The organism is Paenibacillus sp. R14(2021), assembly GCF_019431355.1.
In the GTDB taxonomy this organism is placed as follows: domain Bacteria; phylum Bacillota; class Bacilli; order Paenibacillales; family Paenibacillaceae; genus Paenibacillus_Z.
Genome location: NZ_CP080269.1, coordinates 1,084,485 through 1,104,781, shown reverse-complemented (window position 1 = coordinate 1,104,781; position 20,297 = coordinate 1,084,485). Strand labels below are relative to the sequence as shown.

Sequence of the window (20,297 nt, the reverse complement as noted above, 5' to 3'; positions counted from 1 at the left end):
GGGTATAAGGATGGTAATCATGAGCAGCAGAGAAACGAAGACAGACGTCATCTTAATTGGCGCGGGAATCATGAGCGCGACACTCGGGACGATCTTGAAGCAATTAGCGCCGGAATGGAACATATCCGTGTTTGAGAAGCTCGAAAACGCAGGCGAGGAAAGCTCTAACGCATGGAATAACGCCGGAACAGGGCATGCAGCACTATGCGAGCTTAACTACACGACCGAGAAATCGGACGGTTCTATAGATATCAGTAAAGCAATTAACATCAATGAACAGTATCAGTTGTCCTTGCAGTTCTGGTCTTACCTCGTAAACAGCGGGCTGATCCGCAAGCCGCAGGACTTTATTACGGCCCTGCCTCATATGAGCTTGGTGCTTGGGGAGAAAGATGTATCGTTCCTGAAGAAACGTTTTGAAGCGATGTCTGCGAATCCGCTCTTTCAAGGCATGGAATTCTCCGAAGATCCGAAGAAGCTGATGGAATGGATACCGCTTATTCTGCAAAACCGTCCAGCGAACGAACCTATAGCGGCAACCAAAATCGACACCGGCACGGATGTCAACTTCGGCGCTTTAACGCGCATGCTATTCGACCATTTGAAGACCAAGAATGTCGATATTAAGTATAAACATAGCGTCGACAACATGGTCCGCAAGAGCGACGGCTCGTGGAAATTGAAAATTCGCAACAGCAGCGGCAGCATCGAACAGCATACGGCCAAATTCGTCTTCATTGGCGGCGGGGGCGGGAGTCTGCATCTGCTGCAAAAGTCCGGAATTCCAGAAGGAAAGCATATCGGCGGATTCCCGGTAAGCGGTATCTTCATGGTGTGCAACAACCCAGAAGTCGTGGCGCAGCATCATGCTAAGGTATATGGCAAAGCCAAGATTGGCTCTCCTCCGATGTCAGTTCCGCATCTGGACACACGGTTTATTGATAACAAAAAATCGCTGCTGTTCGGACCGTTTGCCGGCTTCTCGCCAAAGTTCCTGAAAACCGGCTCCGTGTTCGACCTGATCACGTCCGTCAAACCGAATAACCTCGTAACGATGCTTTCAGCAGGCGCCAAGAACATGGCCTTGACCAAATACTTAATCGAGCAAGTGATGCTTTCCAAAGAAAAACGCATGGAAGAGCTGCGGGAGTTCATTCCGAACGCGAAGAGCGAGGATTGGGAGCTTGTCACTGCCGGCCAGCGCGTGCAGGTTATCAAGGATACCGAAGCCGGCGGCAAAGGCACGCTGCAATTCGGCACGGAAGTCATTACCGCCGCCGATGGCTCGATTGCCGCATTGCTCGGCGCTTCGCCAGGCGCTTCGACGGCCGTTCACGTCATGCTGGATGTCATTAACAAATGCTTCCCGCAGCACATGAAAGCATGGGAGCCGAAACTCAAAGAAATGATTCCTTCTTACGGCATTTCACTTATGAAAAATCCGGAGCTTCTGCAAGAAATTCATGCTTCGACAGCGGAGTCGCTTGGTTTGGCTAAGAAAGAGCTGGCCTACAACTGACTCGCTCGTAATCGAAACGCAAATGATGAGTGACTGCATATGACAGCAAGAACCTTGGATCTTCCTTGATCGAAGGTTCTTTTTTATGTCCATGGGCGGCTGCACATCCGCGCACCGGTAAGAAATTAAGAGAATTTTAAGAGTTGGTTTACTATTCGTTTAGATGCTTTGGTTATGCTGAATAGGGTGCAGGCTTGATCCCGTCAGGTACCTCTTGTTTTTTCCGTTCGGATACCTTATGTTTGAACCCAAGAAGCCAATCAGAGGAGAATTCCAGCATGTCCATTCGGTTAAAGCTGCTGCTGTCCTATGCGGCGATGCTGGTCATCCCGCTTGTTTCGATTCTGCTTCTTTCGCTTCTAATGGTCATATTCTTCAGAGGCGGTCTGCAGAATATACAAGGCATATATAAGATGACCCAAGAGCAGTTCGATAAGGAATCACTGGAGCAAATCGCCAATGAAATCAAACGATCCATCCGACGCCAGCCAGACTTGCTGATGGACCTTAGCTACCTAGACGAGATCGCGAAGGAGCTGCAGCGCAATAATGCAGATATGGCCGTTCGCGTAAACGATTCCGTTGTCTATCATTCGCCCAACATTCCGCTGACGCTGCGGGATTCGCTTGACTTGTCTGCATTTAAGTGGAAAGAAGCCTTCACCCAATACCCCGTCAAGCGGATGGGCAATTCGGATTATTTGTACATGCAGCTTGATTTTAAATACCACAACAACGACAGGGGATCCGTCTTCATCATGACGAAGATCGATCCAATCAGCTATTTCATTCGCCAATTCTTCCCAACCTTGTTCGTCGCCTTGCTGTGTATGCTGGTCGTAACGCATATTCTGCTGACGACGTTCATGTCCAAGAGCATCATTCGCCCGCTGCAGGCGCTCCGGGATGCGGCCCGTGAAATCAAGGAAGGCAATCTGGATTTCCGGCTGCAGGTTAAAGGCCAGGATGAAATTGGCCAGCTAGGCATCGCTTTCGAGGAGATGCGCTCGCGCTTGCTTCAATCCATTCGCGTCCAATTGCAGTACGAAGAGAATCGCAAAGAATTGATTGCGAATATTTCGCATGATCTCCGGACCCCGCTGACAGCTATCAAAGGCTATATCGACGGCATTATGGACGGCATCGCGGATACGCCGGAGAAGAACGTGAAGTATTTGCGAACGATTGCCGTCAAAGCAGACGAGATGGACCATTTAATTCAGGAGCTGTTCTTATACTCGAAGTTGGATTTGAACCGGCAGCCGTTTCAGTTCGAAACGGTAAATGTCGTTCCATTCCTGCGCGATTGGACTGAAGAGCTGCAATTCGAGCTTGAGAAGCGATCGATAGCGTTCCATGCCGACATTCAGCTCGAGCCGCGCACCGCCGTATCTCTTGATCGAGATCATTTCAAGCGGGTCCTGGGCAACATTATCCAAAACAGTGTGAGGTATATGGACAAAGCCGAACCGGAGCTTCGATTAACGGCTTGCCGTGAGGGCGATAAGGCGATCATCATGATCGCGGATAACGGCATCGGGATTGAACCGGAGGCACTGCCGCATATTTTCGAACGGTTCTACCGCGCGGACGAATCGCGCAATACGCATACCGGCGGGAGTGGTCTCGGTCTAGCTATTGCGAAGCAGATCATGGATGCGCATGGCGGCGTTATTGCAGCATCCAGCGAATCAGGCGCCGGAACAAGCATCAAACTGAGTCTCCCCATTATGACAAGGGACGGATGAATCATGAAAACCATTCTTCTCATCGAAGACGATATAACGATCTCGGAGCTTCAACGGGATTACTTGGAAATTAACGGCTTTCGCGTCGACATGGCGCTCGACGGCGAAATCGGCCTGCAGATGGGCTTGGCAGGCATGTATGACTTAATCATTCTCGATCTGATGCTGCCGAAGATGAACGGTTTTGACGTCTGCAGGAAGCTCCGCGAGAAGAAGAACATTCCCATTCTGATGGTCACTTCAAGGCGTGAGGATATTGATGTGATACGGGGGCTCGGCTTAGGCGCTGACGATTACATCACGAAGCCGTTCAAGCCGGCTGAGCTTGTCGCCAGAGTAAAGGCGCATATTGCCAGATACGACCGGCTAGTCGGGGGAGTGGATGCCAAGAATGACATCCATATCCGCGGTCTGCGCATTGATCCCGATACGCGGAAGGTATTCGTGAATGAAGTCGAAGCTGTTCTAACGACCAAAGAGTTCGATCTGCTCTATTTCCTAGCGCAGCACCCGGACCGGGTATTCGGTAAGGACCATCTGTTCGAGCGAATCTGGGGAATCGATGCACTTGGCGATCTACAGACTGTCACGGTGCACATACGGAAGATCCGCGAGAAAATCGAACCGGATTCCGCCGATCCGTCCTACATCGAGACCGTGTGGGGAAGCGGCTACCGCTTCAAAGGATAATGGAAAAGGGATAGCCTGATGTCGAATCGGGCTTTCTTTTTTTTGGCCTGTTAAGCGAAGATAGCACCTTGATAGACACAGTTAAGAAAAAAATAAGGAATGGTTCATACCTGGTTTAGGAATGGGCATTAAAGTTGAATCGTCCAAGCAAAGATGTCTTTAACAAATTCAATTTGAAACGAGGAAAGAAGCTAGCCATGAACAAAATATTATCGGCCATGCAAGGGAATTCAGCTGGCATGCTCGCCAAAGTGCCAGAAATCACGCTTTACTTTTGGTTGACGAAGCTGTTGACGACGGGGATGGGGGAGGTCGCTTCGGATTATTTATTCGAGCGTCTGAACCCGCTCATATCCGCGCCGCTAAGCGTACTTATCTTTGTTGCAGCGATGATCCTGCAATTCAAAGTCCGCCGGTACGTCGCGGGCTTCTATTGGCTTGTCGTTATCATGGTCAGCATTTTCGGTACGACGGCTGCCGATGTTGTTCGCGTAGGTCTCGGCATCCCGTATCTTGCCTCGACGCTCTTCTTTGTTGCAGCGCTGGCGGCTATACTCACCGTATGGTACAGGAAAGAGAAAACACTGTCCGTGCACAGTATTTATACCCGCAGGCGCGAGACCTTCTACTGGCTCACGGTTCTTACGACATTCGCGCTTGGCACGGCGGCCGGAGATATGACCGCGACGAACATGCATCTTGGCTACCTAGCTTCCGGAATCATGTTCACCGCAATTCTAGCCATTCCGGCGATCGGCTTCTGGTTATTCAAGCTGAATGAAATCGGGGCCTTTTGGTTCGCATACATCATGACGCGTCCGGTCGGCGCTTCGTTCGCGGACTGGTTGTCCGCATCTCACAGCAGCGGCGGCATGGAGCTTGGCAAGGGTCCGGTGACATTCGTATTAACGATCTTTATTGTCCTTCTCGTCGTCTTCCGCGGCGGTTCTCCCGCCCAAAGCAAGAAGCTTGACACATCGTGGGCTAAGGAATATTGAGAGGAAGCAGCCTGTTCGGTCATTGACTGGACAGGCTTTTTTTTCATAGATGCTGGATCCGCGGTACAAATAACAGCGTACGATCGGCAGACAAGCTTCACTTTATCTGCAAGAAAGGTAAAACCATTTTGCTGTCTCATTCGTCTAACGGTATAGAAGAAAAGTGGCAGGAGAGGAAGCGCTTGGATAACGATTCACTGGTTAATGCAGCCCAACGCGGCGATGATGCTGCTTTCTATCGTTTCATTACGCTGCACCAGGATAAAATGTACCGGATCGCGTTCACCTATTTGAAGAATGAAAACGATTCGCTGGAAGCTATTCAAGAGGTGACGTGCCGGGCTTATATGCAGCTTCACAAATTGAAGGAACCGCGTTATGCGGGGACCTGGCTGATCCGTATACTCATGAACTATTGCGCGGACGAGATAAACAAGAGGTCTCGCAGGAACGGCAGACTGCAGGCAATGGCAGTCGGCTTAGAGTCGCATCTATCCAGCGGCGAATCCGAATTATTAGAGAAAGTAGTACTAGAATCGGCCATAGAGAAACTGGACGCCAACTATCGGGATGTCATACAGCTGAAGTATTATCATGATCTAACGATTACCGAGATCGCAAGAACGCTGGAGAAGCCGGAAGGCACCATAAAAACTTGGCTGCATAAAGCCCTCGGCGGGCTGCGTAAGCGGCTGGAAAAGGACGGTGAATCCCATGAATGAATATCGCGATCATAAAGAGCAGAAGTGGCCGCAGTTGGATGCGATGAAGTCGCATATTGAGCAAATTGCCGTCCCCTCCGAGATCGAGGAAAGAATTAGGAGCGGCATTCGGATCGGCAGGCAGCGCAGAAGAAGCAGATGGATGGCTAAAATGGCTTCTTACACGGCAGTTCTCCTCTTTCTCGTATCTGTAGCGTCTGTACGATTCTCCCCAGTGGTTGCCGCATATGTTGGTGATATACCCGGCTTGCGCTCGCTTGTCGAGCTTATCAACTATGACAAAGGGCTCCAGCTCGCCTTGGAAAACGACTTTATGCAGCAGGTTGGCCGCTTTGAAGAGCATGACGGCATCAAGCTGACCATAGATGGCATCCTTGCCGATGAATCGCGGGTGGTCGTCTTCTACACGCTTAAGAATATGAACGGTCAACGGGGTATCGTAAATCTCCAAGATGTGAAGCTGATAAATAAGCAGAATACCTCCATCTTATATGGGGCTTCGGATTTCAAGGAGGACTGGATAAGCAAGCAAGGCACAATCGATCTGAATTTCAAAGAGGGCACTGCAGTTCCGGATGTTCTATCGCTGCAAATGAAGGTCGGCAAGGATCACGATACAGCATCTAAGCGTAAGGCATGGTCGTTTGATATTCCCGTCGATAAGACAAAATTCGAAGGGCGGAGAGAAACCTATGCGCTTAACAAGACCGTTACCGTCGAAGGCCAGCGGATCACCTTTGGGCAAATGACCGTCTATCCGACGAGGATCGGAATCGAGGTTGTTTACGATCCAAACAATACGAAGAAATTGTTCTATTTCGACAATCTGCGAATCGAGGATGAACATGGTGAAACCTTCGGTACAATTAGTAACGGCATTTCCGGTTCTATCGTGTCTGAGAACCGTCAGCTGCTATATATCCAAAGCAATTACTTCCGTAAGCCCAGCAAACTCTACCTGCGAGCAAGCAGTATCCGCGCGCTGGACAAAGCGAAACTGGAAGTGAAGGTTGACCTTGCGAACAAGAAGCTGCTCGCCCGACCGGACGACCGGCTAACGCTCCAGGATATCGGCACCAGCGCGGAGAACGGCCAGCGCATTCTCGTCTTCGGACTTAAGAGAGAGGACCCGATGGATAATAAGAATCGACAGTTCAGCATATTCGACAGCACGTACGCGGATGCTTCGGGTCATCGCTTTGAATCCAACAGGACCGGATCGACAGGCGATGAGTACCAATACTTCATTAAGAATACGAGCTATACCAACCCGCTAACGCTCTCGATTACGGACTATCCGTCCCGGATATATGGAGACATCAATGTTAGAGTTAAATAGGGAGCGAGTGGGATCATTGCGACATCGAGTTAACGAACATAAAAGCGTGGCCGATCCTCGGCAGGATTTCATTTCGCTCGAATGGGATGTTTGGTAGTGGGGAGGGATTTCACATGAACATCCAATTGAATCCGGCGCTTGAATCCTATGAAGTGCCGGACCTGCGAGAAGCTGTCGGTTGGGAGAGACGCGATCAGGACTACAATACGTTGTTAGAGAAATGCAATTTCTGGGCGGGTTCACGAAACGAGCAGGGGCTGCTTATCGCATTTGGATACATCGCAGGAACTGGCTTGCAGCATGGGTATTTGGAAGATATCATCGTTCATCCTGCGTATCGTAGACAGGGAATAGGAGAGCGGCTTGTCACGCAGCTCGTGAACGAAGCTGAGCGGCGCGGCATCGAAATCATCACCTTAACCTTTGATGCGAAGCATCTATCGTTCTATGAGAGATGCGGGTTCACACCTTGCGCGGGGGGGCTTTGGCGAAAGCGATGATGGTGTGCGGAACCTCAATTATTCAGGGCGGCTGCGCGTCGCGGCCAGGGTGGTAACTGTTCCACAACGGCGAGCTTGCCGATCTGAACGACTTGGTTCACCTTGTCATTTACGATTGGAGCCTTGATCGTCTCGGTTACGAATTGCATCGGAATGTATACGACGGCGCCAATCGCTTTCGGCGCGGCTGTTAGTATTTACTTCTACAGATGCATTTAAACCGTCATCCCTCGTTTCCATTCAAGAACGATCGTTCAAATTTATTTTGACCGATCGTTCTTGATATGATAAAGTTGCATCTGAAAGGAGGGAACACGGCAATGGCTAGAACCAAGGAATTCGACCAAGATGCCGTTCTGCTCAAGGCAATGCGACTATTCTGGCATCAGGGCTACGAGAAAACATCCATGCAGGAGCTCGTTACACATATGGGTATACACAAGGGCAGCATGTACGATACCTTCGGAGATAAACGCTCCCTGTATATCAAAACGTTAAAACGGTACAGTGAAATGCTCGAGGAATCCCAGCAGCGACGAATGGCGAATACCAAGTCAGCTGCGGAAGCCATTCGGTCGTTATTTGATAACGCGATCCGGCATCGAGATGAGAATCCTGAGGGCTGCTTTATGGTAAATACAGCGGTTGAGCTCGCCAATCATGATGCTGAGGCCAGAGATTGGGTGCAGCATGATTGGGCACGTACAGAGCAGCTCATTCTCGATCTTATTGTGGAAGGTCAGCAATCCGGTGAGATACCGATGACACTGCATGCTGAAAGACTAGCCGCTTTTTTGAATAATGCCTTAATCGGACTGCGCGTTATGGTGAAGACTACAATGGATAAGGCAAAATTAAACCAAATCATCGACATGAATATGTCGGTCTTGAAATGAAAGTCGCATTACAGCTGTTTTATTTCATGAATGTTAAGGTGAAGGAGAGAGAATTAACAATGGGTAAACTCGATGGTAAAGTAGCTTTAATAACGGGCGGCAGCAGCGGAATCGGATTGACAAGCGCAAAAATGTTTGTCGCGGAAGGTGCAAAGGTCGTCATCACCGGACGGAATCAAGATACATTAAACTCGGCGGCTGAGGAGCTGGGCGCTGGCAATGTCATTGCCGTTCAAGCAGATTCAGCTGATCCAGACAGCATGGATCGTGCCGTATCCGAAGCCATAGCAGCATTCGGCCGGCTTGATATTGTATACGCGAATGCTGGCATTGCGGCTCCCACGCCGCTTGGAGGCACCTCAGTCTCCGCATTCCAAGAAGTTCTTAACATTAATGTTACCGGCGTCTTCATCACGGTACAATCCGCGCTGCCGCATCTCAAGGAAGGTGCCTCAGTCATCTTGACAGGGTCGACGCGCTCAACCGACGGTTATCCGGCACGGTCTGCCTATGCAGCGAGCAAAGGAGCGATCAGCAGCATGGCTCGCGTGTTCGTATCCGAATTGTCGCCGAAAGGCATCCGCGTAAACACGGTGGTTCCGGGGGCAACACGAACGCCGATTTGGAAACAGTCGACACCGGAAGCCATTGCCAAGCTGGAGGCTGGCCATGCGCGTTCGATACCGATGGAACGGATGGGTGATCCAGAAGAGGTCGCCAAAGTCGCATTGTTCCTGGCATCCGATGATTCGTCCTATGTGCAAGGAGCTGAAATCGTCGTGGATGGGGGAGCAGCAGCATCCCCGCTCGGAGCGCCAATTTACCGTCAAGGATAAGAATTTTTTTCAGCATAGAAGGGAATGTTTAACCATGTCCAACACCTACGAACCAGCAACAACTGGTCTTCTTCTCGTTGACCCTTACAATGACTTCTTGTCGCCCGAAGGCAAGCTATTTCCGCGTACGAAAGAAGTCGCGGATGCCGTAAACACACTCGAGCACTTGAAGAAAATCGTTGCTGCGGTTCGAAAAGCCGGCATTCAAGTGTTCTTCGTTCCGCATCACCGCTCCGAGCCTGGTGATTTCGACACGTGGAAGCATCCGACGCCTTACCAGCTTAAAGCTAAACAAGGACAAGTGTTTGCGAAAGATTCCTGGGGCGGTGAGTTCCATCCGGATTTTCAACCTCAGCAGGGAGACGTGATTGCCAAAGAACATTGGGCGAGCAGCGGATTCGCGAATACAGATTTGGACCACCAGCTAAAAATGCACGGCGTTCAGAAGATTATCGTTGTCGGCATGCTGGCCAATACGTGCATCGAGGCGACCTCGCGGTTCGGCATGGAGCTTGGTTACCATGTTACCCTTGTAAAAGATGCGACGGCGGCTTTCACTAAAGAAGGGATGCATGCGGCCCATGAAATTAACGGTCCGACCTATGCGCATGCGATCTTGACCACCGAAGAACTGCTTGCAGCGCTTTAATCAAGCAGTGCCATCCAAAACCTAAATCAAAGGAGAGACTTGAACATGATTAAAATCGAAAAACCATTGTACACAGCTACCGTAAACGTTGAAGGTGGAAGAGAAGGCAGGGCGGTTTCCTCGGACAACTACCTGAACGTGAGTATGAGAGTACCTAAAGAATTAGGGGGACCCGGTGGAGAAGGAACCAACCCCGAGCAGTTGTTTGCAGCTGGATTCGCCGCATGCTTCGAAGGCGCGATGGGCGTTGCGCTCCGCAACAAGAAGATCAAAGCGGATAGCATTCAAATCGCTTCCCAAGTGACGCTCGGCAAGGATACCGAAGACAAATTCGTGCTGGCGGTGAAGCTGGACGTTACGGTTAAAGGCGTTGCATCCGACATAGCGAAGCAAGTCATCGAGGAAGCTCACGGCATCTGCCCGTATTACAGAGCTACTGTCGGCAATATCGAAATCCAAACGAATCTTGTCGGTTAACGTTTAGGCTCCATCAGCTCGCGCATTTCATCTGCCTCTTTGTACGACGGCCACCCGAGGGCGATATCGAGGAGCGGTCCCAAGCGAAGAGGCGATGAGGCGCGCGCTACAAAGTACATCGCTGGCTTGCAAAAATGAACTTCTGATTACATCATCTAACTATCAAGGAATAGATAGGCGGCATCAAAATGAACGACAAAATTGTCATGCCGGTTTGGACGTTCGGACTGTTCATCGTCATCATGAATACAACGATGTTCAACGTCTCCTTACCGAGTATCATCCACGACATCGACGTATCTGCGGCACTTGGATCGTGGATTATTTCCAGTTACTCCATTGGCTACGCCTTATCTACGGTGATATACAGCAGGCTCTCCGACGTGCTGCAGATTCGAAGATTGATCGCTGTCGGGCTCATCATCCTCGGCCTCGCTTCCGTCTTCGGCATCTTCGCGTCAACCTTCGAGACGCTGCTGTTTGCTCGGATCGTCCAATCGGCGGGGGCCGGCGCCATGGCAGGCCTCGGGTTAGTACTTGCCAGCCGGTACATTCCGTACGAGAGGCGGGGCAGGGCGATAGCGATGATCTCGTCAGGTTCGGCAATGGCTTTCGGGCTCGGGCCGATCGTCGGCGGGATCATCAGCGAATACTTCGGCTGGAACGGGTTATTTGCCGTCACCTGCCTGGTTCTTCTCCTGCTTCCGATTCTGCTTCGCCTGCTTCCTAAGGAACAGCCGAAGCCGTTTCGGTTCGATGTGATTGGTGCGATCTTGACCGTCGTTAATGCGGTTGCGCTGCTGACGGCCGTGACGCAGCGCTCGGCTCTGTGGCTGGTCATCGGGCTGGTCTCGATAGCGGCGCATGCCTGGCATCTCAAACGGGCGAAAGAATCCTTTATTAACTCGGAGCTGCTCGTAAAGCCGGCTTATCGAAAACTGCTTGTCGTCGGGTTTTGCACATTGATGCTGAATCTCGGCAATTTGTTTTTGATGCCGCTCGCGCTGGCGAACCTGTACGGCCAATCGCCGCTTAAGATCGGATTTATCATTGCGCCTGGCGCTCTATTGTCTGCCTTTCTCGCGCGCTACGTCGGCCGCTGGATCGACCGCTATGGGAATGTGCGGTTTCTCGTTCTAGGGCATATCGTGCTGGCGGTCGTGCTGATTGTCTTCCGGGCGGAACTCAGCGCCTCATGGGCGGTTATTTTGATCGGTTATCTGTGCTTCTCGCCGGCGATGTCTGCAACGATCGCATCGTTAAACAACGAAACCTCGCGCATTTTGCCGACCAAGCTGATCGGCTCGGGCATGGGCTTCATGCAGCTCGTCCAGTTTTTCGGCGGTTCGTTCTCCGTTGCGGTTTGCGGTCTGCTGCTCGAGCTGCAAGCGAAGCACACGCTAGTTCTCGCCTACAAGCATGTGTACGGCGTATTAATCGGGGTATGCATCTGCTCCTTATGCGTGCTGCTGTGGTATGCCGATTCCGCCCGTCGGTTGAGCAGCGCGTCAAGCGCGGCAGAGACGGCGAAATAATCGAACAGCCAATGAGCAAATACCGCGGAAATCGCGGTATTTTTTGTTTTCTGGTAAGCTTCGCCAGTTAAGACGTTTGCTTCATTGCGAGCCGAGGCCGCTGCTTTAACATGACTTTTGGCATAGTGCTTCTCATCGAGCATGACGAAACGGTAAATTGCGTTGATTTTCACCGGCAAAGACATGACTTCTCTCAGATTATCCCACGCCCGCGACTTGTTAAAATGCTAAGTGTAAGGAAAAGGGAGGCGGTCGGCGCGAGACAAGTGATGAACGCGGAAGAAAAGGTCGCAGTCGGAGAACGTATGCGGGAGCAGCAGTTGATTAACGGGGATACATAAACCCCAATTGATTTCACGGAGGTGTAAGGGATTATGAAAAGGAAAAAGGTTAGATTCTATGCGGTATCCATAGCGCTAATAGCCATAATTGGTTATTTCGTCTACGGTACACTCAACAAATCCAGAGTTGCCGAGGCGCAGGACGTGCTGACCACAATTAATGAGAACGCAAATACGTCGACTGATACCGCCATATTCGCGGGCGGCTGCTTCTGGCATATGGAAGAGGCATTCCAAGAGCTTAACGGTGTATTGAGCGTATATACAGGCTATACGGGCGGGCAAAAGGAAAATCCGACGTATGCAGAAGTGGGCTCAGAAACGACAGGTCATCTGGAATCGGTCGAAGTTCACTATAACCCGGATGTCATCTCTTATGACGAGCTGCTGCAAGTATTCTGGCGCAACGTCGATCCTACCGATAAGGAAGGCCAATTCGGCGACCGCGGCAATGAATATCAATCAGCCGTCTTCTATACAAGCGATGAGCAGCAGAAGTCGGTGGAAGCTTCCGTGAAGGAGCTGGAGGCGTCCAAACGGTTCAACAAGCCGATCGTGACGAGGATTGATGCAGCAACGACGTTCTACAAAGCAGAGAATGAGCATCAGGACTACTATATCAATCATTCGCTCAGCTATAAGATGAGCGAAATGTTTTCCGGCCGTGACGGCTTCCTAGACAAGGTTTGGGGTAAGGATCGGGAAGTGAAGTTCAGTGCCGGTCAAAGCTACGACAAAGATTTCAACAAAGAAGAAAAGCTGAAAACACTCACGAAGCTCCAATATAACGTCACGCAGAACGGACAAGATGAAACACCGTTCAACAATGCGTATTGGGATAACAAAGAAGAGGGCATCTACGTCGATATCGTCTCGGGCGAGCCGTTGTTCAGCTCGAAGGATAAGTACGACGCGGGTACCGGCTGGCCTAGCTTTACGAAGCCGCTCGAGCCAGGCAACATCGTACTGAAAGAACATGGCAGCATTTTCTCGGGCGTACAAGTCAGAAGCCGCATCGCCGACTCTTTCCTCGGAGACGTGTTCAAAGACGGCCCTAAACCGACAGGACTGCGCTTCTGCATGAACTCCGCAGCGATGGACTTTATTCCAAAGGCTGATCTCGAGAAAAGAGGCTACGGCGCTTATGCCAAGCTGTTTGCCGAGTAAGTAAGCCTTATCCAATCTGCTTCAACATCATTCATCAAACCTAACTTACTGGAGGAATTATACGATGAGAACGGAATTCGCATGGCATGTCTTCGACAAACACATGGATCAATTGATCGAGGTATTCGAGCAGTCTGTACCTGAGAAACGCAATATCATTCCCGCAGGCTTCAAAAACCATATCCACTGGCATCTCGGCCACGTTCTTGTCGTGACGCAGTTCCATGTGCTCAGTCTGTCGGAGCAGCCGCTCGTTCTTCCTGATTCCTACCAGGCGTTATTCGCTTACGGCACGATACCGACGGCTTGGGAAGAAGAAGCTCCGGCGTGGGATACGCTGATGGCGCAGCTGAAATTGCACCGCGAATATCTCAAGGAAACGTTGAAGGACAGACTGGGCGAACCCGTTAAGGAGAACTTCCTGAAAGCCGAAACGATTGGCGAGCTGATCTATGCAACATCGCTGCATCTGTTCTATCACCAAGGCGTCGTATACGGAATGAATAATGCGTTGAAATGATGATAGTTGCAAGAACAACCAGCAGTTCTGCTTTGAACTGCTGGTTTTTTTCATAATCACTGGAGCTCCCGGTTAAACTGCCTGTAAAGGAGACGTGTCATGAAACTGAGATCGAAGCTTGTAAAACCCGCAGCGGCCGTCCTCGTCATCCTAGGGCTGCTGGCGTTTAATCACTATGTGCTGCATCTGAGTCCGGAAGGGATCCGCACCTGGATATTAACCTTCGGCTGGGCTGCGCCGGCACTGTTCATCCTTCTCTATGCCGTGCGTCCGTTGATCTTGTTTCCGGCGTCCGTTCTTTCTTTGGCTGGCGGACTTGCCTTCGGTCCGCTCTGGGGAACGGTGTATACGATCGTCGGCGCGACGCTAGGGGCAGCGCTCGCTTTCGGATTAGCGAGGTTGCTGGGAGATCGATTTGTTTCGATGAAGGCGAGGACGAAATGGGGCAAGCTTGAAGGGCAGCTGCAGCAGAAGGGTTTCATCTATATTTTGTTTCTCCGGTTCATTCCTATATTCCCGTTCGATCTGATCAGCTATGGGGCAGGTCTGGCCAAAGTACGGTTTACCGCCTTCTTGTTCGGTACGCTGCTCGGCATCCTGCCCGGCACGTTCGCTTACAACTTTCTAGGCTCGAGTTTCCTTGAAGGCAAGAAGTCGTACATCATCCTGGCCGTGATCGTGTTTGCGCTTGTCACCATTATTCCGGTTATCTTGAAAAAACGCGTGGTTCCTAAAGCATAGAGAGGAAGGGCATCTGCGATGAAAAGCTATGATCTCATTGTTATCGGCGGCGGATCCGGCGGATTAACCGTGGCGGCAGGCGCAGTGGGTTTCGGGGTGAAGGTGGCCTTGATTGAGAAAGAGCCTGAACCGGGAGGCGATTGCCTACATACCGGATGCGTGCCTTCCAAGGCGCTGATTGCCGCAGCGAAAGAGCTGCATACAGCCAAGAAAGCCGCGGAAGCCTATGGATTGACCTTGCAGGGCGAAGCCAATTACCTCGAAGCCTACGGAAGGGTGCAGGCGGCCAAAGCGGCCATTCAGCCTCACGACAGCAGAGAAAGGTTCCGCAGCTTGGGCGTGGACGTATACCAAGGCCACGGCCAATTCCGAGACAAGCATCTCATCGAGATTGGCGACGAAGTGCTGTACGGTAAACGAATCGTCATTGCGACGGGCTCTCGCACGGCTATTCCAACGATCGAAGGCTTACGCGATGTCGATTATTTAACCAACGAAAGCGTCTTCGACATGCAGGCGCTGCCCAAGACTATGGTCGTCATCGGTGCCGGTCCGGTCGGTCTGGAATTGTCGCAAGCCTTTGCCCGTCTTGGCACTCAAGTAACGGTGCTCGAACGTGCAGTGCGGCTGCTGGCTAATGAAGACGCGGATCTCGTCCCTTACGTGCAGGCTGCTCTGGACAAAGAGATGACCGTGATGTTTGGCGCAAGTGCGAATAAAGTCGAAGCTTTGCCCGATGGACAGAAACGGGTAACGATTATTCAAAACGGGGAGCAGCTCCACCTCGAGACAGAAGCCCTGTTTATTGCCACTGGCCGCAGGCCGAATATTGACCGCCTTGGCCTTGAGCGAATAGGCGTGCAAATGGATGGCGACCATGTCGCCGTAAAGAAGACGCTTCAGACCAGCATCCCGCACATCTATGCGGTCGGAGATGTAATCAAACCATTTCCGTTCACGCATGCCGCGGGTATGGAAGGAAAGCTTGTCGTCGGTAACGCGGTGTTCGGCCTGAAACGTAAGGTCAGCTACGCGAACGTGCCCTGGGTCGTTTATACGGATCCGGAAATCTTCCATCTGGGCATGACGGAGGAAGAGGCGCGTCAGCATATGGGCAATGATATCCGGGTATATAAAGTAACGCTCGATCATGTGGACCGCTTCATAACCGACCGGAATACGGAAGGCATCGTGAAGGTCATTACGGATCGTAAAGGATTGATACTAGGCGCTCATGCCGCTGGGCACGGAGCAGGGGATTGGATGCAGCAAGCCGTGTTTATGAAACGTTTCGGCCGTAAGCTGCCCGACATTTCGCATGTGGTGCATCCGTACCCGGCCCGCTCCGAAGCCTTCATGAAAACGGCCGATCAATATTGGCGGGATAAGCTGTTTCAAGGCGGAATTGCAGGACGGCTCATGAAGACATACGTGAAATGGTTTCGATAGCGTAATGAGCAGTGCTTGCCGAACAAACGAACGCATAGTTTATACCATAAAGGGCTAAAACTGTAACAAACTAAGTAGTTAGGGTTCATTCATCAACCATAAATGATAAAGACCGGGGTGGTCCTTATGACAATGAAACGATATCTTCTCGCCACTCTTGTCCTATGCATGCTGAGCGTGACCTTAGCTGCGTGTTCCTACAGCCGTACGAGCGATAAAGCCTTGGATGCGGATTCGAATGCGGCGCTGTTATCAGGCAGCTGGGATGATGTGCTGGCTGAAGCCAGAGGGAAAACCGTCAATTGGTACATGTGGGGCGGAAGCGATGCGATCAATGAATTCGTAGACCAGAAGTACGGAACTGAGTTGAAAGAGAAATATAACATTACCCTGCATCGTGTACCGATTGCTGATACCGCGGAAGCGGTGAATAAAGTGCTGAACGAGAAGCAGGCGGGCAAAGCCAAGGACGGCAGCGTAGATTTGATCTGGATAAACGGCGAGAACTTCGCCACCTTGAAGCAGGCAGACGCGTTGTTCGGTCCTTTCGCATCCAAGCTGCCAAATGCGAAATACGTCGACTATTCGAATCCAGCCGTCCAGAAGGACTTCGGCTTGGATACGGAGGGCTACGAATCGGTCTGGGGAAGTGCGCAATTCCAATTCGTGTACGATTCCAATCGAATTAAGCCAGAAGAGCTGCCGCGCAGTTACCAAGACTTGAAGGCATGGATTATCAACCATCCCGGACGGTTTACATACGATGCACCGCCAGACTTTACGGGCACGCGCTTTGTGAAGCAATTATTTTACGAGATGAGCGGCGGCTATCAGAACTGGGCGAAGCCCTTCGAACAACAAGCATTCGATGCCGAAGCCGCGAAAGCTTGGAATTATCTGAACGAAATTAAGCCATCCTTATGGCGTAAAGGGGAAACCTACCCGAAAACAGTCGCCGAGCTTACAACGCTGTTCAATAACAACGAAGTGGACTTTGCGTTCACGCAGGACATTGGCGGAATCGCGACCGACATCGGTAAAGGCAAACTGCCTAAGTCGGCACGACCGTACGTCTTCGATACCGGCACAATCGGCGACTATCATTATGTTGCGATTCCTTACGATGCCGCGCACAAGGCCGCAGCGATGGTCGTAGCCAATCTCATTCTAGAGCCGAAGCTGCAGTTCGAGAAGTCCGATCCGGCAAAGGGCTGGGGAGACGGCATTGGTATCGATCCTTCCAAGCTGGAGGGAGTCGACAAGCAGCTGTACGAAGCGCTTAAGTCCAAAAGCGGCGATGCTTCCGTACCTGCGGATGAGCTGCTGAAGCACAAGCTGCCCGATCTTCAGGCAGCCTATACGCCGGCTCTGGAAGAAGGCTGGAAAACCCATGTATTATTCGGCAAGTAAGCCGGTTAAGCGGATTCTGCTCAGCCTTATGCTCGTTCCCGCGCTGCTACTCGTGGCAGGAACGTTTCTTGCCGGATTGTTCATTACCGGGGAGCAAAGCTTAGACTACTTCCCGCTAATCGGCAAGACGACTTTATCGCTGCATGCTTATTCGGCACTGTTTCATTCCTCCGTCTTCTATCGCTCGCTCTTATTTTCACTGGGAATATCCCTCGCTTCAACGGTAATCGCGGCATTGTTCGCCCTGATTCTGGCGCAAGGGCTTCGAAGATACAGCAGCAAGCAGGGGGGCTGGCTCCATTTCATGCTTCAGTTCAATCTACCGGTTCCGCATGTCGTCGGTGCAATTTCACTCGTGCTGCTCCTCGGACAAAGCGGGTTGATCTCGCGTCTTGCGTATGCGGCCGGCTTGATCCAGCAGCCGTCGCAGTTTCCGATTCTGATTCTCGATCAAGCAGGAATAGGCATCATGCTGGAATATGTATGGAAAGAAGTTCCGTTCATTGCGGTGTCCGTGCTCAGCATTCTAAAGTCCTGGATCGTTCCTTACGAGAAGCAGCTTCAGCTGCTTGGTGCGAATGCCTGGCAGCGATGGAGGCTCGTCACGCTGCCGTTCATGCTGCCTTCTTTGACAGCCTCGTCGATCATCGTGTTCGCCTATACGTTCGGATCGTTCGAAGTTCCATATGTGCTCGGTTCCGTAAGCAAGCCAACGCTGCCGATTCTGGCCTATCAGGCTTATCTGAATCCGGACTTGACGCACAGATCGGAAGCCATGGCTATAAACGGCGTCATCACAATCATCAGTCTATTGCTTATTGTGCTTTATATGAGATGGGGAGAAGGCTATGCGACAAAACAGCATTCGTCATCGTAAAAGCTTCATCGTATGGCATGCCATCCTGATCGTGCTTTTTTTTGTCCCGTTTATTCCGCTCCTTGCGTGGTCATTAGCTAAAGGTTGGCGATTTCCCGATTTATTGCCGACCGTGTCGTGGCGCGCATGGCATTATGTGCTCTCGCCGCATTCGCAAGTGAAGGATGCGATTATACATAGCTTGGGATTGGCTGCAGCGACTAGTTTGCTCGCAGCATTAATCGCGTATCCGGCAGCGCGCGCGCTGGGTCTTTATGTGAAGCGATGGGGAAAAACGATTCGTTTGCTGCTCATCGCGCCCCTGTTGCTTCCCGGCATATCGATTGCGATCGGCGTGCATGTCTTGTTTCTCAAGCTAGGCTTGGCTGACCGGTGGCTTGGTGTGCTGCTGTCGCATTTGATCCAGGCGATCCCGTATGCCGTTTATTTGATGCATGGCTTCTATGCCGGTTACGACATCGGTTACGAGAAGCAGGTTCGCCTATTGGGAGCGAACCGGCTCCAGACGTTTTACTTTGTCGAGCTGCCGCTGCTGCGGCCGGTCTTGTCGCTTAGTCTGTTATTTAGCTTCCTGATCTCGTGGAGCCAATATTTGGTGACGGTCTTCGTCGGCGGCGGTAATTTGGTTACGGTTCCGATGCTGCTGTTCAGTTCGTTAGCGAGCGGCGACAATTCACTCGTTGGCGCATTATGCATGCTGTTCGTCATGCCGGCGCTGCTCATCGTCATATTCAGTGCCATGGCCTTGAAAAAGGATCGCTACGACGGAAGCTACAACGGAACCTGCAACGGAAGCTTCGATGGAAAGGAGGCGGGCGGAGCTGAACCAATTCACTAAGCCTTTTTTACAGATCTCCGGCCTAGCCTATCAATATGAAGCTGCGAAATCGTTTGCCCTAGCCGAGCAGTCGATTTCCCTTGAGAAAGGGGAGCTGCTCGTCATTCTTGGACCGTCTGGCAGCGGCAAATCAACGCTGCTTCAGCTGATCGCCGGCCTATTGCGGCCAAGCCGGGGAAGCATCTTCATGGACGGGAAGGCGATTCACCATCTGCCGCCCGAGAAGCGAAACCTCTCCATGCTGTTCCAGAAGCCGTACTTGCTTCCATTCCTGACGGTCGGCGCGAACGTCGAGATTGGACTTAAGCTGCGAGGGCTACCCGCCCGTGAACGAAGGGCAAGGGCAGAAGACATGCTGAAGCAGGTTGGCATGGCGGATTTCTACCGTCGTCCAATCGCTTCGCTATCCGGCGGCCAAGAGCAGCGAGCGGCTCTCGCTAGATCGCTTGTCATCGAGCCGCAGTTGATGCTGCTGGACGAGCCCTTCAGTCAATTGGATCCGCTGCTTCGCAAACAAATGGGACGCTGGCTCGTCGATATGAAGCGGAAGTGGGACATTCCGATGATCGTGGTTACGCATGACCGGGAAGAAGCCTTGACGCTTGGCGACCGGTTTCTCGTCCTTCGGGATGGTGCTGCGCAGCAGTTAGGATCGCTGAACAGCATTTACTCCGAGCCAGCCAATCGATGGACAGCGAATTTCATGGGCTTCGACAATGCGATTGACGGTAGGAAGCGGGGGGCACGAGTAACGACCGTTCTAGGGGAACTGGAGGTAAATCCGAGCTGTACGAAAGTGCCGGACGGGCCGGTTGATATTGTCATTCGATCAGAATGGCTTCAATTTGATTCATTATCTTCGATTCGAGCAACAATCGAAGACGGCTTCTTTCGCGGGGAGTATACGGAAGTGACATTGCGAGTAAGCGGCGTGAGGATTGTAATCAAGCAGCTTGGTTATTTGAATGCAATACGAGGAGCTGAAACGGGGGTACGCCTGGCTGTCCCAACCGTCTGGTGTCTTCCGAAGGAGATGACGTAACAC

Annotated in this window: 20 protein-coding genes; all 20 read left to right on the top strand. The window is 51.5% G+C overall.

Translation table 11 applies throughout. The features are described from left to right. Positions 1–19 precede the first annotated feature (19 nt). On the top strand, positions 20–1,519 hold the full coding sequence (locus KXU80_RS05330; protein WP_219837224.1) for a malate:quinone oxidoreductase: 1,500 nt from the start codon (positions 20–22) through the stop codon (positions 1,517–1,519). Positions 1,520–1,797: 278 nt separating this feature from the next. Beyond that, a complete protein-coding gene (locus KXU80_RS05325) occupies positions 1,798–3,267 on the top strand; it encodes a sensor histidine kinase (RefSeq protein ID WP_219837223.1) in 1,470 nt (489 codons plus the stop codon). Between the two features lie 3 nt (positions 3,268–3,270). Beyond that, entirely contained in the window at positions 3,271–3,957 is a 687-nt protein-coding gene (locus KXU80_RS05320; protein WP_219837222.1) for a response regulator transcription factor, read from the top strand. A gap of 197 nt (positions 3,958–4,154) precedes the next feature. Then, positions 4,155–4,955, top strand: a complete 801-nt coding sequence (locus KXU80_RS05315) for a COG4705 family protein (protein WP_258171265.1) — start codon at positions 4,155–4,157, stop codon at positions 4,953–4,955. A 182-nt stretch (positions 4,956–5,137) separates the two neighbouring features. Continuing rightward, on the top strand, positions 5,138–5,677 hold the full coding sequence (locus KXU80_RS05310) for a sigma-70 family RNA polymerase sigma factor (protein ID WP_219837221.1): 540 nt from the start codon (positions 5,138–5,140) through the stop codon (positions 5,675–5,677). Further along, positions 5,670–7,016, top strand: a complete 1,347-nt coding sequence (locus KXU80_RS05305) for a DUF4179 domain-containing protein (protein ID WP_219837220.1) — start codon at positions 5,670–5,672, stop codon at positions 7,014–7,016. The genes KXU80_RS05310 and KXU80_RS05305 overlap by 8 nt, the downstream gene beginning before the upstream one ends. 113 nt (positions 7,017–7,129) lie before the next feature. Beyond that, positions 7,130–7,516: a GNAT family N-acetyltransferase gene (locus KXU80_RS05300; protein ID WP_219837219.1), complete on the top strand. Its 387-nt coding sequence runs from the start codon at positions 7,130–7,132 to the stop codon at positions 7,514–7,516. A 320-nt stretch (positions 7,517–7,836) separates the two neighbouring features. Then, on the top strand, positions 7,837–8,412 hold the full coding sequence (locus tag KXU80_RS05295) for a TetR/AcrR family transcriptional regulator (protein WP_219837218.1): 576 nt from the start codon (positions 7,837–7,839) through the stop codon (positions 8,410–8,412). 59 nt (positions 8,413–8,471) lie between these two features. Then, positions 8,472–9,248 carry an SDR family NAD(P)-dependent oxidoreductase gene (locus KXU80_RS05290; RefSeq protein ID WP_219837217.1) on the top strand — a complete coding sequence of 259 codons (777 nt, stop codon included), beginning with the start codon at positions 8,472–8,474 and terminating at the stop codon, positions 9,246–9,248. Positions 9,249–9,282: 34 nt separating this feature from the next. Beyond that, positions 9,283–9,897, top strand: coding sequence for a cysteine hydrolase family protein (locus KXU80_RS05285; protein WP_219837216.1), 615 nt, complete (start codon positions 9,283–9,285; stop codon positions 9,895–9,897). A 45-nt stretch (positions 9,898–9,942) separates the two neighbouring features. After that, a complete protein-coding gene (locus KXU80_RS05280) occupies positions 9,943–10,374 on the top strand; it encodes an Ohr family peroxiredoxin (protein WP_374987754.1) in 432 nt (143 codons plus the stop codon). Between the two features lie 188 nt (positions 10,375–10,562). Then, the gene (locus KXU80_RS05275; RefSeq protein ID WP_219837215.1) at positions 10,563–11,909 is read left to right on the top strand and encodes an MFS transporter; all 1,347 of its coding nucleotides are present in this window, start codon (positions 10,563–10,565) and stop codon (positions 11,907–11,909) included. A 374-nt stretch (positions 11,910–12,283) separates the two neighbouring features. Then, a complete protein-coding gene (gene msrA, locus KXU80_RS05270; protein ID WP_219837214.1) occupies positions 12,284–13,417 on the top strand; it encodes a peptide-methionine (S)-S-oxide reductase MsrA in 1,134 nt (377 codons plus the stop codon). A gap of 64 nt (positions 13,418–13,481) precedes the next feature. Further along, positions 13,482–13,937, top strand: a complete 456-nt coding sequence (locus KXU80_RS05265; RefSeq protein WP_219837213.1) for a DinB family protein — start codon at positions 13,482–13,484, stop codon at positions 13,935–13,937. 99 nt (positions 13,938–14,036) lie between these two features. Continuing rightward, entirely contained in the window at positions 14,037–14,678 is a 642-nt protein-coding gene (locus KXU80_RS05260; RefSeq protein ID WP_219837212.1) for a TVP38/TMEM64 family protein, read from the top strand. 18 nt (positions 14,679–14,696) lie between these two features. Next, complete coding sequence (locus KXU80_RS05255; RefSeq protein WP_219837211.1) at positions 14,697–16,127, top strand: dihydrolipoyl dehydrogenase family protein; 1,431 nt, start codon at positions 14,697–14,699, stop codon at positions 16,125–16,127. 132 nt (positions 16,128–16,259) lie between these two features. Then, positions 16,260–17,537: an ABC transporter substrate-binding protein gene (locus KXU80_RS05250; protein ID WP_219837210.1), complete on the top strand. Its 1,278-nt coding sequence runs from the start codon at positions 16,260–16,262 to the stop codon at positions 17,535–17,537. Then, complete coding sequence (locus tag KXU80_RS05245) at positions 17,518–18,414, top strand: ABC transporter permease (RefSeq protein WP_219837209.1); 897 nt, start codon at positions 17,518–17,520, stop codon at positions 18,412–18,414. Before KXU80_RS05250 ends, KXU80_RS05245 begins: the two co-directional genes overlap by 20 nt. Beyond that, complete coding sequence (locus KXU80_RS05240; RefSeq protein ID WP_219837208.1) at positions 18,386–19,252, top strand: ABC transporter permease; 867 nt, start codon at positions 18,386–18,388, stop codon at positions 19,250–19,252. Before KXU80_RS05245 ends, KXU80_RS05240 begins: the two co-directional genes overlap by 29 nt. After that, positions 19,215–20,294: an ABC transporter ATP-binding protein gene (locus KXU80_RS05235; RefSeq protein WP_219837207.1), complete on the top strand. Its 1,080-nt coding sequence runs from the start codon at positions 19,215–19,217 to the stop codon at positions 20,292–20,294. The genes KXU80_RS05240 and KXU80_RS05235 overlap by 38 nt, the downstream gene beginning before the upstream one ends. Positions 20,295–20,297 lie beyond the last annotated feature (3 nt).